The organism is Achromobacter pulmonis (assembly GCF_902859765.1).
GTDB classification, from domain to species: Bacteria; Pseudomonadota; Gammaproteobacteria; order Burkholderiales; family Burkholderiaceae_B; genus Achromobacter; species Achromobacter pulmonis.
Genome location: NZ_CADIJV010000018.1, coordinates 49,907 through 65,073 on the forward strand (window position 1 = coordinate 49,907; position 15,167 = coordinate 65,073).

11 protein-coding genes are annotated in these 15,167 nt (G+C 68.0%); 9 read left to right on the forward strand and 2 right to left on the reverse strand.

The window, feature by feature from the left end; genetic code table 11:
• Positions 1-523: 523 nt before the first annotated feature.
• From HV701_RS15985 to HV701_RS16025, 9 genes are all read left to right on the forward strand, one after another.
• On the forward strand, positions 524-1,627 hold the full coding sequence (locus HV701_RS15985) for an MraY family glycosyltransferase (protein WP_175134023.1): 1,104 nt from the start codon (positions 524-526) through the stop codon (positions 1,625-1,627).
• Between the two features lie 99 nt (positions 1,628-1,726).
• Positions 1,727-3,004: a Vi polysaccharide biosynthesis UDP-N-acetylglucosamine C-6 dehydrogenase TviB gene (tviB, locus tag HV701_RS15990; RefSeq protein WP_175134024.1), complete on the forward strand. Its 1,278-nt coding sequence runs from the start codon at positions 1,727-1,729 to the stop codon at positions 3,002-3,004.
• Positions 3,005-3,018: 14 nt separating this feature from the next.
• Positions 3,019-4,044 carry an SDR family oxidoreductase gene (locus HV701_RS15995; protein WP_175134025.1) on the forward strand — a complete coding sequence of 342 codons (1,026 nt, stop codon included), beginning with the start codon at positions 3,019-3,021 and terminating at the stop codon, positions 4,042-4,044.
• Position 4,045: 1 nt separating this feature from the next.
• Positions 4,046-5,395, forward strand: a complete 1,350-nt coding sequence (murJ, locus tag HV701_RS16000; RefSeq protein WP_175134026.1) for a murein biosynthesis integral membrane protein MurJ — start codon at positions 4,046-4,048, stop codon at positions 5,393-5,395.
• Positions 5,396-6,538: a glycosyltransferase family 4 protein gene (locus HV701_RS16005; protein ID WP_175134027.1), complete on the forward strand. Its 1,143-nt coding sequence runs from the start codon at positions 5,396-5,398 to the stop codon at positions 6,536-6,538.
• A gap of 4 nt (positions 6,539-6,542) precedes the next feature.
• Positions 6,543-8,474: an asparagine synthase (glutamine-hydrolyzing) gene (gene asnB, locus HV701_RS16010; protein WP_175134028.1), complete on the forward strand. Its 1,932-nt coding sequence runs from the start codon at positions 6,543-6,545 to the stop codon at positions 8,472-8,474.
• A 3-nt stretch (positions 8,475-8,477) separates the two neighbouring features.
• Entirely contained in the window at positions 8,478-9,593 is a 1,116-nt protein-coding gene (locus HV701_RS16015; RefSeq protein WP_175134029.1) for a glycosyltransferase family 4 protein, read from the forward strand.
• Entirely contained in the window at positions 9,590-10,744 is a 1,155-nt protein-coding gene (locus tag HV701_RS16020) for a glycosyltransferase family 4 protein (RefSeq protein WP_175134030.1), read from the forward strand. Before HV701_RS16015 ends, HV701_RS16020 begins: the two co-directional genes overlap by 4 nt.
• Positions 10,741-11,874 carry a glycosyltransferase family 4 protein gene (locus HV701_RS16025; RefSeq protein WP_175134031.1) on the forward strand — a complete coding sequence of 378 codons (1,134 nt, stop codon included), beginning with the start codon at positions 10,741-10,743 and terminating at the stop codon, positions 11,872-11,874. The genes HV701_RS16020 and HV701_RS16025 overlap by 4 nt, the downstream gene beginning before the upstream one ends.
• Positions 11,875-11,892: 18 nt before the next feature.
• Here HV701_RS16025 and pgi read toward each other — a convergent pair whose 3' ends face one another.
• A complete protein-coding gene (pgi, locus tag HV701_RS16030) occupies positions 11,893-13,458 on the reverse strand; it encodes a glucose-6-phosphate isomerase (RefSeq protein WP_175134032.1) in 1,566 nt (521 codons plus the stop codon).
• 1 nt (position 13,459) lies between these two features.
• Positions 13,460-14,851 carry a phosphomannomutase/phosphoglucomutase gene (locus HV701_RS16035; RefSeq protein ID WP_175134033.1) on the reverse strand — a complete coding sequence of 464 codons (1,392 nt, stop codon included), beginning with the start codon at positions 14,849-14,851 and terminating at the stop codon, positions 13,460-13,462.
• Between the last annotated feature and the right edge of the window lie 316 nt (positions 14,852-15,167).

Consider the following 15,167-nt stretch of genomic DNA (forward strand, 5'->3'; position numbering starts at 1 on the left):
AACCCGATACTATGCATCTCATCGGATGTTGAAACGCAGTCGGCGCGGTGCCAAACCCCGACAGCGCAGTGAGCGAAAGCGGCTCCCAACATGCCACGGTTGTCTCCTCCACCCTCCTCCTTTGGTGGATTTAGCCCGAGATCTCACGATCTCGGGCTTTTTTTTAAGAAAAATCAACGCGTCCCCAATTTCCTGAGCGCGGCGTCGAAGCGCGTTGGGGCAGGGGGCGGGAAAGGATTTCAGACGCGGCTGCCCTCCTTATGACGGACTCCGTGTTTTCCCTTGGATATTTCGCGTGCGCAGGGGCGGAAAGCTCTACAATCAATTCATGAAATCCGTATTTCCGCGGGCCAATGGCCGCGTCGCGGCACACCCCTCAACCGGGGACGCTGCGCCGGCCCGGTCCGCGGCCGTTACGTTCTGTCCCGGTGAATTGCACTTCCTTATTCCTGCCATATATGGGCGTTACACCTGCCGTCGATAATGGCCGGCCTGTCTCGATAGACCAACCAGAGGTGACCCTGTGACCTGGCTGTACATATGCGTGGTCGCGTTCATGGTGGGGGGACTCATCGTGGCGTCGGAGCGCTGGCATGGCGCCTTCACCGGCGACAGCGATCTCAACAAGCCGCAAGCGAACCATTCGCGCGCCACGCCGCGCGTGGGCGGACTGGCCGTGCTGGCCGGCACGCTCATGGGTCTGCTGGTGCTGGGGCCCGACAACATGACCCTGACCTGGCTTTGGCCGGCATTGTTCGTTTCGGCGCTGCCGGTGTTCGTGGCGGGGCTGCTCGAAGACATCACCAAGGACATTGGCGCCAGCAAGCGCCTGCTGGCCGCCTTCGCGTCCGCGGCGATCGCCTGGTGGCTGCTGGGCGGCGTCAGCCGCGTCGGCATGGCGCCGGTGGACTACATCCTGTCGTATTGGCCGGTTTCCCTGATTTTCACCATGTTCGCGGTGGGTGGCTGTACCCATGCGCTGAACATCGTCGATGGCATGAACGGGCTGGCCGGCATGGTCGCGACGCTGATGGCGGTGTCCATCAGCCTGGTCGCGCTGCAGGTGGGCGATGTGCCGATCTTCCTGGTGGCCGCGGCCCTGGCATCGGCCACGCTCGGCTTCCTGGTGTGGAACTTCCCCTTCGGGCGCGTGTTCCTGGGGGACGGCGGCGCTTACTTCCTGGGCTTCATGCTGGCCGAGCTGGCGGTGCTGCTGGTGGTGCGCAATCCGTCGGTGTCGCCGTTCTACGCCTTGGCGGTGTTGTTCTACCCCGTTTTCGAAACCGGTTTCTCGATCTGGCGCCGCCGCTTCAAGCGCGGCGTGCCGGTGGACCAGCCGGATGCCCTGCACCTGCATCAGTTGGTGTTCCGCCGGCTGGTGCGCGTGACCTTCAGCCGCGGACGCCGCCACGCGGTGCCGGCGCTGTGCAACGCCCTGGCTTCGCCCTACATGTGGGTCCTGGCCCTGATCGGCCTGGTGCCGGCCACCATCTGGTGGGACAACGCCTGGGCGCTGAGCGCCAGCCTGCTGGTCTTTGCCGGCGTGTACATCTGGCTGTATGCGCGCCTGGTGTCCTGGCGCCGGCCAGGATGGCTGCTGCTGCCGTCCGTCCTGCGGGCCGATTAAGTTTTTGGGTGCCCCGGTGATTTCCGCCGGGGGCCCGGTTATCCATCACCCCGACCATATTTAAAATGCCGTAATGGTTCTTACGGTAAAGGGAGAATTATGTTGCGTATTCAGGATGTGAAACTCGCGGTCGTCGGCCTGGGCTACGTCGGCCTGCCGTTGGCGGTCGAGTTCGGCAAGAAGCGGTCGGTTATTGGTTTCGACATCAACACCCGACGCATCGAGGCGCTGAAGGCCGGCCATGACCACACGCTGGAAGTCAGCGACGCCGAATTGGCCGAGGCCACGCAACTGAGCTACACCGCCGACCGCGCCGAGCTGGGCCAGGCCAATGTCTTCATCGTCACCGTGCCCACGCCGATCGACGAATACAAGCAACCCGACCTGACGCCGCTGGTCAAGGCCAGCGAGACCATCGGCGCGGTGCTCAAGCGCGGCGACATCGTCATCTATGAATCGACCGTGTACCCCGGCGCCACCGAGGAAGACTGCGTGCCGGTGCTGGAACGCGTGTCGGGCCTGAAGTTCAACGTCGATTTCTACGCCGGCTACAGCCCCGAACGCATCAACCCGGGCGACAAGGCGCACCGCGTCAGCACCATCAAGAAGGTCACGTCGGGCTCGACGCCGGAAGTGGCCGAGCTGGTCGACCAGCTCTACAAGCAGATCATCACCGCCGGCACCCACAAGGCTGCCAGCATCCGCGTGGCCGAGGCCGCCAAGGTGATCGAGAACACCCAACGCGACGTCAACATCGCGCTGATCAATGAACTGGCGCTGATCTTCAACAAGATGGGCATCGATACCGAAGCGGTGCTGCAGGCCGCCGGCACCAAGTGGAACTTCCTGCCGTTCCGTCCGGGCCTGGTGGGCGGACACTGCATCGGCGTGGACCCGTACTACCTGACGCACAAGGCGCAGTCGATCGGCTACCACCCCGAGATCATCCTGGCGGGCCGCCGCCTGAACGACTCGATGGGCGGCTACGTGGTGTCGCAACTGGTCAAGGCCATGACCAAGCGCCGCATCCACGTGCAGGGCGCGCGCGTGCTGGTGATGGGCCTGGCCTTCAAGGAAAACTGCCCCGATCTGCGCAATACCCGCATCGTCGACATCGTCAAGGAACTGGGCGACTACAACGTCGATGTCGATGTGTACGACCCGTGGGTGGACGCCGAAGAGGCCATGCACGAATACGGCATCACCCCGGTCACCAAGCTCGAGGAAGGCAAGTACGACGCCGTGATCCTGGGCGTGGCGCACCAACAGTTCGCCGACATGGGCGCGGCCGGCATCCGCAAGCTGGGCAAGCCGGAACACATTCTTTACGACCTGAAGTACGTGTTGTCGCCCGCCGAATCCGATCTGCGCCTGTAATAGGAGGATGTCGCATGACCACACGCTTTGAATCCGTCACCCGGGAGCTGGCCGCCGCGCCGCGCAAGTGGCTGGTAACCGGCTGCGCCGGCTTCATCGGCTCCAATCTGCTGGAAGCCCTGCTCAAGCTGGACCAGACCGTCACCGGCCTGGACAACTTCGCCACCGGCCACCAGCGCAACCTGGATGAAGTGAAAGCCGCCGTCACGCCCGAGCAATGGGCGCGGCTGACCTTCATCGAAGGTGACATCCGCGACCTCGAGGTTTGCCGTCGCGCGGTTCAAGGCGTGGATTTCGTGCTGCACCAGGCCGCCCTGGGTTCGGTGCCGCGCTCGCTGAAGGATCCGATCACCACCAACGAGGTGAACATCGGCGGGTTCCTCAACATGCTGGTGGCGGCGCGTGACGCGGGCGTCAAATCGTTCGTGTATGCCGCTTCCAGCTCGACTTACGGCGACCATCCGGCGTTGCCCAAGGTCGAGGAGAATATCGGCAAGCCCTTGTCGCCCTATGCGGTGACCAAATTCGTCAACGAGCTGTACGCCGACGTGTTCGCGCGTTCCTACGGGTTCGAGACGGTGGGCCTGCGCTACTTCAACGTGTTCGGCAAGCGCCAGGATCCCAACGGCGCCTATGCCGCGGTCATTCCCAAATGGACCGCCGCGATGATCCAGGGCGAGGACGTCACCATCAACGGCGATGGCGAGACCAGCCGCGATTTCTGCTTCGTCGACAACGCGGTGCAGGCCAACATCCTGGCCGCGATGGCGCCGGCCGAAGGCCGCAACCAGGTCTACAACGTGGCCGTCAGCGGCCGCAGCACCTTGAACCAGCTGTTCGGGTTCCTGGTGAAGGCGCTGGGCAACCAGGGCGTCGCCTACGACAAGCAACCGGTCTACGCCGACTTCCGGGCGGGCGACGTGCGCCATTCGCAGGCCGACGTCAGCAAGGCCGGCCGGCTGCTGGGCTACCAGCCCACGCATACCGTGCTGCAGGGCCTGGAAGTGGCAATGCCCTGGTACACGCAATTCCTGCGTTGATTTGAAAGCACTCATCCGCAAACTCGGCAGCATCCACCCGGATCACCAGCGCATTTTCAAGGGCGCTTTCCGGGTGGCGCTGTTTCTGCTGCTGGGCAAGGCCGCCGGCGCCATCAAGGAGATGGCGGTGGCGTACCGCTATGGCGTCAGCGATGCCGTCGACGCCTATCAGTTCACGATGACCATGGCCACCTGGCTGCCGGTCACCATCGTGGGCGTGCTGTCAGTGGTGCTGATTCCGGTGCTGGTGCGCTTGCGCCGCGCCGAGGATACCGAGCGTGAGCAATTCATCCGCGAGCTGCAAGGCTGGGTGGCGGCCGCGGGCATCGCGCTGGCCTTGTTGACCTGGTTCGCCTGGCCACAGGTGCTGGGCGCGCTGGGGCAGGGCCTGTCGGCGCGCGTCGGCGAGATGACCGGCGAGCTGTTGCTGGCCTTCGCGCCGGTGTCGGCATTGCTGCTGGTGGCGGGCATCAGCGCCGCGCGGCTGCGTTCGCATGAGCGTCACGTCAATACCCTGCTGGACAGCGTGCCGGCGGTGGCGACGCTGGCGTGGGTCATGCTGGCCGCCAGCGCCGAGAGTATCGGACCGCTGTTGTGGGGCACGCTGGTGGGCTATGCGATCCAGACCGTGTGGCTGGCCTGGCTGGCCGCGCGCGCCGACGGAGGATTCTGGGGCGCGCCGAGGCTGACCCTGCGTTCGCCCCATTGGCCCGAGTTGATGGGCGCGGCCGGCGTGATGCTGATCGGCCAGGTGGCCATGAGTTTCGTCGGGCCGCTCGATCAATACGCCGCCGCCAACCTGGGCGCCAATGCCAATGCCACGCTGGGTTACGCCAGCCGCCTGTTGTCGCTGTTGCTGGGTATCGGCGCGGTGTCGGTGGGCCGCGCGGCGCTGCCGGTGTTGGCCGACGTGCAGGCGCGCGGCGACACGGCGCGCGCGCGGGCCATGGCATTGAAATGGTCGGTGCTGATGGTGGCGGCCGGCGCCGGCGCGGTGGCGGTGGGCTGGGTGCTGGCGCCTTGGGGCGTGTCGGTGCTGTTCCAGCGCGGCGCCTTCACCGCCGAGAATACCGCGGCCGTGGCGCATGTGTTGCGTTGGGGCCTGCTGCAATTGCCGTTCTACTTCGGCGTGCTGATCCTGGTGCAGTTGCTGGCCAGCCAGAACCGCTATCGCATCATGGCCGCCATCGCGGTCGCCAATTTCGCGTTGAAGGCTGGCCTGAATACTGTGTTGGCGCCGAAGATGGGGGCCGCGGGCATCATGCTGGCCACCAGTCTGATGTACCTGTTGTCCTATGCCTGCTACCTGGTGGTGGCCTTGCGCCGCGCCGAACCCAAAGAGGCCGACTGAATGCCCGCCGCTTCCGACACCGGCCGCGCGCAACGCGTGCTGCTGTTCATCCATTCCCTGCACGGTGGCGGCGCCGAACGCGTGGCCGCCGACCTCAGCGCGCACTGGGCCGCCATGGGCCGCGAGGTGATGGTGGTGACCCAGGCCGGCACTGATGGCGACGCCTATGCGCTGCACCCCCAGGTGCGCCGCGAAGTGCTGCACACGGCGGGCGAGGGCGGCGGCCTGCGCGGCATCTGGAGCAACATGCAGCGGGTGCGCGCGCTGCGACGTGTGGTCAAGGCGTTCCGGCCCGACATCGTGCTGGGCATGATGACCACCGCGTCGGTGCTGTCGGTGCTGGCCTGCGCCGGGCTGGGATGCCGTGTCATCGCCACTGAACACACCCATCCGCCATCGCAGACCCTGTCCGGCTTCTGGCAGCGCCTGCGTCGCCTGACCTACCCGCGCGCCGCGCGCGTGGTGGCCCTGACGCGCGGCACCGCGCAATGGCTGGAGCGGCATGTGCCGGGCTCGCGGCTGGCGGTGATCCCCAATCCGGTGCACTGGCCGCTGCCCCAGGGCGAGCCGGTGCTGGCGCCGCCAGCAGGCGCCGGCCGCAAGCGCCTGCTGGCGGTCGGCCGGCTGCACGCGGACAAGGGCTTCGACCTGCTGCTGCGGGCCTACGCGCGGCTGGCGCCGTCGCATCCGGACTGGGATCTGGTTATCCTGGGCGAAGGCGGCGAGCGCCGCGCCTTGGAGGCGCAGGTGCGTGAAGCCAGTCTGCAGGATCGCGTCCACCTGCCGGGGCGTGCGGGTAACGTGGGCGATTGGTACCAGAGCGCCGACCTGTACGTGCTGACCTCGCGTTTCGAGGGGCTGTCCAATACCTTGCTGGAATCGATGGCCAGTGGCCTGGCCGCGGTGGCGTTCGATTGCGACACCGGGCCGCGTGAAATCGTGCGCGAAGGCGTCGATGGCGTGCTGGTGCGGCCCAATGGCGATGTCGACGCGTTGTGCCGCGCGCTCGATGCGGTGATGGGCGACGAGGCCGGCCGCCAGCGCATGGCGGCGGCGGCCACGGCGGTACGCGAGCGCTTTTCCGCCGCACGCGTGCTGGGCCTATGGGAAGAACTTTTTGCTGCGGTGACCACGAGAACCTGAAATCATGTGTGGAATTGTCGGAATTTGGGGCCCCCTGGGTGACAAGGCGCAAGTGCTGGCGGAGAGTTGCCGCCGCATCCGCCACCGCGGGCCCGACAGCAACGGCTTCTGGGAAGACGCCGAAGCCGGCCTGGCGCTGGCGCACGTGCGCCTGGCGATCCAGGACCTGACCGAAGCCGGCCATCAGCCGATGGTGTCGGCTTGCGGCCGCTACGTGATGGTGTTCAACGGCGAGATCTACAACCACCTGGACATGCGCCGGCAGTTGGAAGCGTCCGGCCTGGCGCCGTCCTGGCGCGGCCATTCCGATACCGAGACCCTGCTGGCCGGTTTCACCGCGCTGGGCATCGAGGCCACGCTGCAGGCCTCGGTCGGCATGTTCGCCATCGCGCTGTGGGACCGCGCCGCGCGCAAGCTCCTGCTGGCGCGCGACCGCATGGGCGAAAAGCCCCTGTATTACGGCTACTCGGGCGCCGACCTGGTGTTCGCGTCCGAACTCAAGGGCTTGATGCCCATTCCCGGTTTCGGCCGCAACCTGAACCGCAATGCGTTGGCGTCGTTCATGCGGCATAACTACATTCCCGCGCCGCAGTCGATCTACGAAGGCATCGCCAAGCTGCCGCCCGGCACCTGGATCGAATTCACCGCCGACGACACCCGCAGCCGCCGAATGCCCGAGCCGCGCGTGTACTGGTCGGCGCGCGAGGCCGCCGATACCGCGGCGCAATCGTTGCTGTCGTTTGATTCCGACGCGCAGGCCACCGACGCGCTCGAAGGCGTGCTGTCCAAGGCCGTCGGCGGCCAGATGCTGTCCGATGTGGCCCTGGGGGCGTTCCTGTCGGGCGGCATCGATTCGTCCACCATCGTCTCGCTGATGCAGGCGCAGAGCGCGCGGCCGGTGCGCACGTTCGCCATCGGCTTCCACGAAAAAGGCTACGACGAGGCGCAACATGCCAAGGCGGTGGCCACGCACCTGGGCACCGATCATACCGAGCTGTATGTCACCGCCGACGATGCGCTGGCGGTGGTGCCGGGCCTGGCCGACATGTACGATGAACCGTTCGCCGATTCATCGCAGATCCCGACCTCGCTGGTGACGCGCATGGCGCGCCAGCATGTCACCGTGGCGCTGTCCGGCGACGGCGGCGACGAGCTGTTCGGGGGGTATTCGCGTTACTTCCGCGTCAACAACTGGTGGCAGAAGTGCGAGCGCATTCCGGCGCTGCTGCGCACCCCCGCCGGCGCGCTGCTCAGCGCCTCGACCCACCTGCCAGGCCGTGGCGCCTGGCGCGGCAAGGTCGGCAAGCTGGGCGAGTTGCTGCGGGCCGACACGCGCGGTGATTTCTACCGCTTGTTCGTGTCGTACTGGTCGGACCCGGCCCGCGTGGTCAAGGGCGCCGTGGAGCCGGTGTCCGAGTTCGCGCGGGAGATGCGCGGCTCGACCTTCGAGGCCATGATGAAGCTCGATACGGTGACCTATCTGCCGGACGACATCCTGGTCAAGGTGGACCGGGCCGCCATGGCGGTAAGCCTGGAGACCCGCGTGCCGCTGATCGACCACCGCGTCTACGAATTCGCCTGGAGCCTGCCGCACCGCTACAAGGTGCGCGGCGCCACCGGCAAGTGGCTGCTGCGCCAGGTGCTGTACCGCCATGTGCCGCAGGCGCTGGTGGACCGCCCCAAGCGCGGCTTCGCCGTGCCGCTGGCCGCCTGGCTGCGCGGCCCGCTGCGCGACTGGGCCGAGGCCCTGCTGGATCCGGCGCGCCTGCGCCAGGAAGGCTGGTTCGAACCCGAGCCCATTCTGCGCAAATGGCGCGAGCACGTGTCCGGGCATCGCAATTGGGATAGTCATCTTTGGGGCGTGCTGATGATGCAGGCCTGGCTGGACCGCTACCGCGCCGGTGGCGAACAGGGAGGAACGGTTGGGAGTCGCTGACGTATGAAGATCCTGATGCTGGTCAGTTCCATGCATGCCGGCGGCGCCGAGCGTGTGGCCGCCACGCTGGTCAATGCGTGGGCCGAGCGCGGCGACGATGTCACCCTGACGCCGACCTATTCGTCCAAGGGCAGTTGTTTCTATCCGCTGTCGGACAAGGTCAAGCTGGAATGGCTGGCGGATCTGGCGGGCACGCGCGTCTCCGGTCCGATGGCCGCGTGCAAGCGCCTGCTGGCGCTGCGCCGGCATATCTGCGACAGCGCGCCGGACGTGGTGGTGTCGTTCCTGACCAACGTCAATGTGGCCGCCATTTTGGCCACGCGCGGCCTGCGCACGCCGCTGATCGTCTGCGAGCGCACCAATCCGGTGGCTGAAACCACCACTGGCGCCGTTTGGCGCAGATTGCGCCGCCTGCTGTATCCGCGCGCCGACATGGTGACGGTGCAGGCGGCCGATACCGCCGGCCCGTTCGCGCGCCAGGTGCCGGGCATCAAGCGCCTGGCCGTGATCCCCAATCCGCTGCCGGCGCCGCTGTTGGAGGCGCCTCGGGTAGCGCAGCGCGAAGACGGCGCGCCGCGCATGCTGCTGGCGATGGGGCGGTTGGTGACGGACAAGCAGTTCGACCTGCTGATCGATGTGTTCGCGCAACTGGCGCCCGAATTTCCGGACTGGAACCTGCGTATCTGGGGCGAAGGCCCCGAGCGCGGCGCGCTGGAGCGCCAGGTCGAACGCCTGGGACTGCAGGCGCGCATCAGCCTGCCGGGGCGCACCGAGACGCCCTGGGAAGAACTGGCCCAGGGCCAGGCCTTCGTGCTCAGTTCGCTGGTGGAGGGCTTTCCCAACGTGTTGCTGGAGGCGATGGCGTTGGGCCTGCCGTGCGCCGCCTTCGATTGTCCCAGCGGCCCGCGCGAAATGACGCGCGACGGCCAGGATGCCCTGCTGGTGCCCGCTGGCGACCGCGAGGCGCTGCGCGAGGCGCTGCGCCGCCTGTTGGGCGATGCGGCGTTGCGCCGGCAACTGGGCGAGCGGGGCGCTGATGCGGTGCGCCAACGTTATGCACTGGCCAGCGTGCTGGCGGAATGGGATGAATTGTTCGAAGCCGTGAGGGAAGGGCGATGAGCGCCGCCTTGCGCATCGTCCATGTGATCACCGGCCTGGGCCAGGGCGGCGCGGAGTCCGTGTTGTGGCGGCTGGCCACCTTTCCCGGGCAGGACGTGGAACACATCGTTGTGTCGCTGACCGACGACGGCCTTTATGGCGAACGGCTGCGCGCGGCCGGCGTTGCCGTGCATGCACTGGGCATGCCGCGCGGCCGCATCACGCCGGGCGGCTTCATGGCCTTGCGCCGTTTCATCGCCGGCGCCAAGCCCGATGCGGTGCAGACCTGGATGTATCACGCCGACCTGATCGGCGGCCTGGCGGCGCGCCTGGCGGGCGTGCGCGCCATTGCCTGGGGCATCCGCAATTCCGGCGCCCATCTCGAGCGCAGCAGCCGTTCGGCCCGCATGGTGCTGCGCGCCTGCGCACTGCTGTCGGGCGTGCTGCCGGGCGCCATCGTGTGCGCCGCGCAGGATGCCGCCGAACGGCACGCGGCCAAGGGCTATCGCCGCGACCGCATGGTGGTGATCGCCAACGGCTACGACCTGTCGCGCTACGCGCCCGACGCGGCGGCGCGGGCGCGGGCGCGGGCCGAGTGGGGGCTGGACGGCGATGTGCCGGTGATCGGCTGCGTGGCGCGCTGGGATCCGCTGAAAGACCACGCCAACCTGCTGCGCGCGGTGGCCGCGCTGGTGCGCGATGGCCGCGACGCCGGGTTGCGCTGCGTGCTGGTGGGGCGCGGCATGACGGCCGACAATCCGGCGCTGATGACCTGGGTCGACAAGCTCGATCTGCGCGAGCGGCTGGTGCTGGCGGGGCCCAGCGATGACGTGCCGGCCGTGATGAACGGGCTGGACCTGCACGTATTGTCCAGCTGCGCCGAGGGCTTTCCCAACGTGGTGGCCGAGGCCATGGCCTGCGGCGTCTATTGTGTGGCGACGGACGTGGGCGATGCCGCCTACATCATCGGCGATACCGGCGTGGTGGTGCCGCCCGAACAGCCCGAGGCGCTGGCGCGCGGCATCGAGAGTGCGTTGCGCGAGGTGGCCGCGCGCGGCCGGAGCCGCGCCGGCGAGGCCGGCCGTGCCCGGGTGCTGGAGCACTTCGACCTGGCGCGCATGGTGCAGAACTACATCGCAGTGTGGCGCCGCCTTGCCGGAGCCTCGGCATGAGCCCGGCCCGCCGCCTGCTGTTCGTGGTCAACAATCCGGCGTTCTTCATGTCGCATCGGGTGCCTGTGGCGCTGGCCGCGCAGCGCGCCGGCTACGACGTGCACGTGGCCACGATGGATGGCCCCGCGGTGGCCGATATCGAGGCGCTGGGCATGACCCATCACGTGGTCCCGATGACGCGCAGCGGCAAGCATCCCTTGCAGGAATTGGGCACGCTGCTGTCATTGCTGCGCCTGTTCCGCCGGCTGCGGCCGCAGGTGGTGCACCTGGTGACCATCAAGCCGGTCCTGTACGGCGGCATCGCCGCGCGCCTGGCGCGCGTGCCGGGCATGGTGGCGGCGATCTCCGGCCTGGGTTTCGTGTTCCTGTCCAATTCGTTGAAGATGCGGCTGGTGCGCGCAGTGGTGGCGCGGCTCTACCGCCTGGCGCTGGGCCATCGCAACAGCCGCGTGATCTTCCAGAATGCCAGCGACCGCGATCTGCTCCAATCGCTAGGCGCGGTGCGCGATGAGCAGGTGGTGCTGATCCGCGGCGCCGGGGTCGACCTGGACCAGTACCGCGCGCTGCCCGAACCGCCGGCGCCGCCGGTGGTGGTGACGATGGTGGCGCGCCTGCTGCGCGACAAAGGGGTGCGGGAATTCGTGCAGGCCGCGCGCCTGCTGCGCGAGCGCGGCGTGGACGTGTCGATGCAGTTGGTGGGCGGAGTGGATGCGGGCAATCCGGCCTCGGCGACGCCGGCCGAGGTCCAGGCCTGGCAGCGCAAAGGCTGCGTGCAGGCCCTGGGCGAGCGATCCGATGTGCCGCAGCTCTATGCGGCCTCGCATATTGCGGTGCTGCCGTCCTACCGCGAAGGCTTGCCGAAGTCGCTGATCGAGGCCGCGGCCAGCGCGCGCGCGGTGGTCACCACCGACGTGCCAGGCTGCCGTGACGCCATCGATCCGGGCAAGACCGGGCTACTGGTGCCCGTGCGCGACCCGCAGGCGCTGGCCGACGCGATCGCCCGCCTGGCCGATGATCAGGCCCTGCGTCAGGCCATGGGGACAGCCGGGCGTGCCCTGGCTGAACGCGAATTCAATATTGAGCGCGTCGCCCGCCTCCACGTCGAGCTGTACGACACGCTCAGCGCCTGAGGCGGCCGCCGCGTCGCCTCAATGGCGGCGCGCGATGGCGTCGATCCAGAAGCGGGTCGAAGGGTCCTGGGGCGCGGTCTGCTGGGCGGGCGCGTCCAGTTCGCGGATGATGTTCTTGGCCAGGGCCTTGCCGAATTCCACGCCCCACTGGTCGAACGGGTTGATGCCCCAGATCACCCCCTGGGTGAAGACCTTGTGTTCGTACAGCGCCAGCAAGGCGCCCAGCGTATAGGCTTCCAGGCGCGGCAGCACGATCAGCGACGACGGCCGTCCGCCCGGATGCACCTTGTGCTGCGCCAACAGGCGCGCGCGCGCCGCATCGGGTTCGACCCGCGCGGTTTCGGCCAGCGCTTCATCGAACGACTTGCCACGCAGCAGCGCTGCCCGCTGGGCCAGGCAATTGGCGATCAGCAGTTCGTGGTGGCGCGCGTAGGCGTGGTCGGGCTGTTCGCACAGGATGAAATCGACGGGCGCGCCCGCGGTGTCCTGGTGCAGCCACTGGAAGAACGTGTGCTGGCAATCGGTTCCCGACATGCCCCATACGGCCGGCCCGGTCGGCACGCCCGCCGGGCTGCCATCGGCGGTCGCCACCTTGCCCAGCGATTCCATTTCGAGCTGCTGGGCCCATGGCACCACGTGATAGAGGCGCGAATCGTAGGGCGAAATGACCAGCGAATCGAAACCCAGCACGCTGCGGTTGACCACGCCAGCCAGCGCCAGCTGCAGCGGCGCGTTCTCGGCCAGCGGGGCGTGGCGGAAGTGTTCGTCCATGGCCGCGGCGCCAGCCAGCAACTGGTCGAAACAGTCGTTGCCCAGCGCCAGCGCCACCGGCAGCCCGATGGCGGACCAGAGCGAATAGCGGCCGCCGACCCAGTCCCAGATCTGGAAGATGTGATCGGGTGAAATGCCGAGGTTGAGCGCGGCCTCGACGTTGGCGGTGATCGCCACCACCTGCTTGATCGGATCGGCCACGCCGGCCTCGCGCAACCAGTTCATGGCCACTTCGGCGTTGGCCAGCGGTTCGGTGGTGGTGAAGGATTTCGAGGCGACGATGACCAGGGTGTTGTGCGGGTCCAGCCGGCTCATGGCATCGGCCACCGAATGCGAATCGACGTTCGAGGCGAAACGCACTTCGCGCCGCATGCCGCCATGGCGCAGGGCGCGGGTGACCAGCCGAGGTCCCCAGTCGCTGCCGCCGATGCCCAGGTGCAGCACGCTGCTATAGCGGCCGGCCTCATCGGCGGCGCGCACGAACTGGCGCACGCGTTCGCGTTCGGCCAACACGGCGGCGGCGACCATCGCGGGCGGCCGGGCAGCGCGCAGCGCCGTGTGCCAGGCCGGGCGCTGCTCGGTCCAGTTGGCGTTGCCGCCGTCGAACAGCCGGGCGCGCGCGGCATCGAAGTCCTGCTGCGCCAGCAGCGCCGCGGCGGCCTGTTGCAGCGCGGGGGAATCGGCCTGGGCGCTCAGGTCCAGGCGCAGTCCCGGGGCATGGATCAGGCGCAGTTGCTCGCCGCGCAGAGGGGCGGCGGCGGCAGCGGCGGCGAATGCGCGCCAGGCAGGGCTGTTGGGCAGGGACATGGGCAATCTAGAAAGGCAGGGACGCTTGGGGGGCCAGTTTAGCCAGTTCGCGCCGGAAATCAGCCTGGATGCGGGCCAGCGCCTCGGCGGTCTGGGCCTCGAAGCGCAGCACCACCACCGGCGTGGTGTTGGAGGGACGGGCCAGGCCGAAACCGTCAGGGTATTCGGCGCGCACGCCATCAATGGTGATGACGCGCGCGGCGCCGGGGAATTGGCCTTGTTCCTGCAGCGCCCGGACCAGGGCGAACGGCTGGCCTTCTTCCATCTCCAGTTTCAATTCGGGCGTCGAGACGTCCTGCGGCAGCGCTTCCAGGGGCGCGCCGGCATCGCTGAAGCGCGACACGATCTCCAGCAGGCGGGCGCCGGTGTAGAGCCCGTCATCAAAGCCATACCAGCGCTCCTTGAAGAAGATGTGGCCACTCATTTCGCCGGCCAGCGGGGCGCCGGTCTCGGCCAGCTTGGCCTTGACCAGCGAGTGGCCGGTCTTCCACATCAGGGCCTCGCCGCCGGCGGCCTCGACCGACAGGCCGACGTGCCGGCTGCACTTGACGTCATAGATGATGGTGGCGCCGGGGTTGCGCGCCAGCACGTCGCGGGCGAACAGCACCAACTGGCGGTCGGGCCAGATGATCTGGCCGGACTTGGTCACCACGCCGAGACGGTCGCCGTCGCCGTCGAAGGCCAGGCCGAGTTCACAGTCGGTGGTGGCCAGGCAATGGATCAGGTCCTGCAGATTCTTGGGTTCGGCCGGGTCGGGGTGGTGGTTGGGGAAGGTGCCGTCGACTTCGCAGAACAGCTCGGTGACTTCGCAGCCCAGGGCGCGGAACAGCCGTGGCGCAATGGCGCCGGCCACGCCATTGCCGCAGTCGATGGCGATTTTCATGGGGCGGGCCAGTTTTACGCCCGAGGCGACGCGCGCGATGTAGGCCGCCACCAGGTCCAGTTCGCGGCGCACGCCGGTGCGCGCGGCCGGGGCATCGGTGGCGCCGTTCATGCGGGCCGCCAGGGCCTGGACGTCATCGCCATACAGGGCGCGGCCGCCCATCATCATCTTGAAGCCGTTGTACTTGGGCGGATTGTGGCTGCCGGTGATGGCGACGCCGGACCCGGTCTGCATCGTGTGCGCGGCGAAATACACCAGCGGCGTCGGCACCTGGCCGATATCCAGAGTGTCGACGCCGCCTTCGAGCATGCCTTCCTGCAGCGCCTGCGACAGCATTTCGCTGCTCAGGCGCCCGTCGCGGCCCACCACCAGCGTCTGCACCCCTTGTTCGCGCGCGACCGCGGCCAGCGCCGCGCCCAGGGAGCGGGCGAAACGCGCGTCGATCAGGTCCGGGACGGTGCCGCGGATGTCATAGGCCTTGAAGACGGAGGCGGGAAATTGCGCATGGTCGGCCACGGCGGTTCCTCATTCTGTGGATGATAGGGCAATGCAATGGACAGGTCCGTCCGGAACGGTTCCTGCGGTTCGATCCCCGTCGGTGAGTGAGGTCCGGCCGGGGTGCAGACTCGGATTATCCTCCATCGGCGACCGGGATATGATCCGGCCCGGTGTTCCCGCGGCGTCCGTGGCGGGGCCATGGCCCCGGCTTGGTGCATGCGGGCGCTGCGCCACGCCTTGTTGCGGTGCGCCAGGACGGGCGTCTCCAGGGGGCGGGCGATGGCATGGAACTTGCTCGTCATCCGAAGGTGATACGCTTGTCATGCAAGCAGAA

What these genes read in the sequence shown, in the direction of transcription:
- HV701_RS16020 (WP_175134030.1), top strand. Translation starts at nt 9,590, where the DNA reads ATGAGCGCCGCCTTGCGCATCGTCCATGTGATCACCGGCCTGGGCCAG.
- HV701_RS16005 (WP_175134027.1), top strand. Translation starts at nt 5,396, where the DNA reads ATGCCCGCCGCTTCCGACACCGGCCGCGCGCAACGCGTGCTGCTGTTC.
- asnB (WP_175134028.1), top strand. Translation starts at nt 6,543, where the DNA reads ATGTGTGGAATTGTCGGAATTTGGGGCCCCCTGGGTGACAAGGCGCAA.
- HV701_RS16025 (WP_175134031.1), top strand. Translation starts at nt 10,741, where the DNA reads ATGAGCCCGGCCCGCCGCCTGCTGTTCGTGGTCAACAATCCGGCGTTC.
- tviB (WP_175134024.1), top strand. Translation starts at nt 1,727, where the DNA reads ATGTTGCGTATTCAGGATGTGAAACTCGCGGTCGTCGGCCTGGGCTAC.
- HV701_RS16015 (WP_175134029.1), top strand. Translation starts at nt 8,478, where the DNA reads ATGAAGATCCTGATGCTGGTCAGTTCCATGCATGCCGGCGGCGCCGAG.
- HV701_RS15995 (WP_175134025.1), top strand. Translation starts at nt 3,019, where the DNA reads ATGACCACACGCTTTGAATCCGTCACCCGGGAGCTGGCCGCCGCGCCG.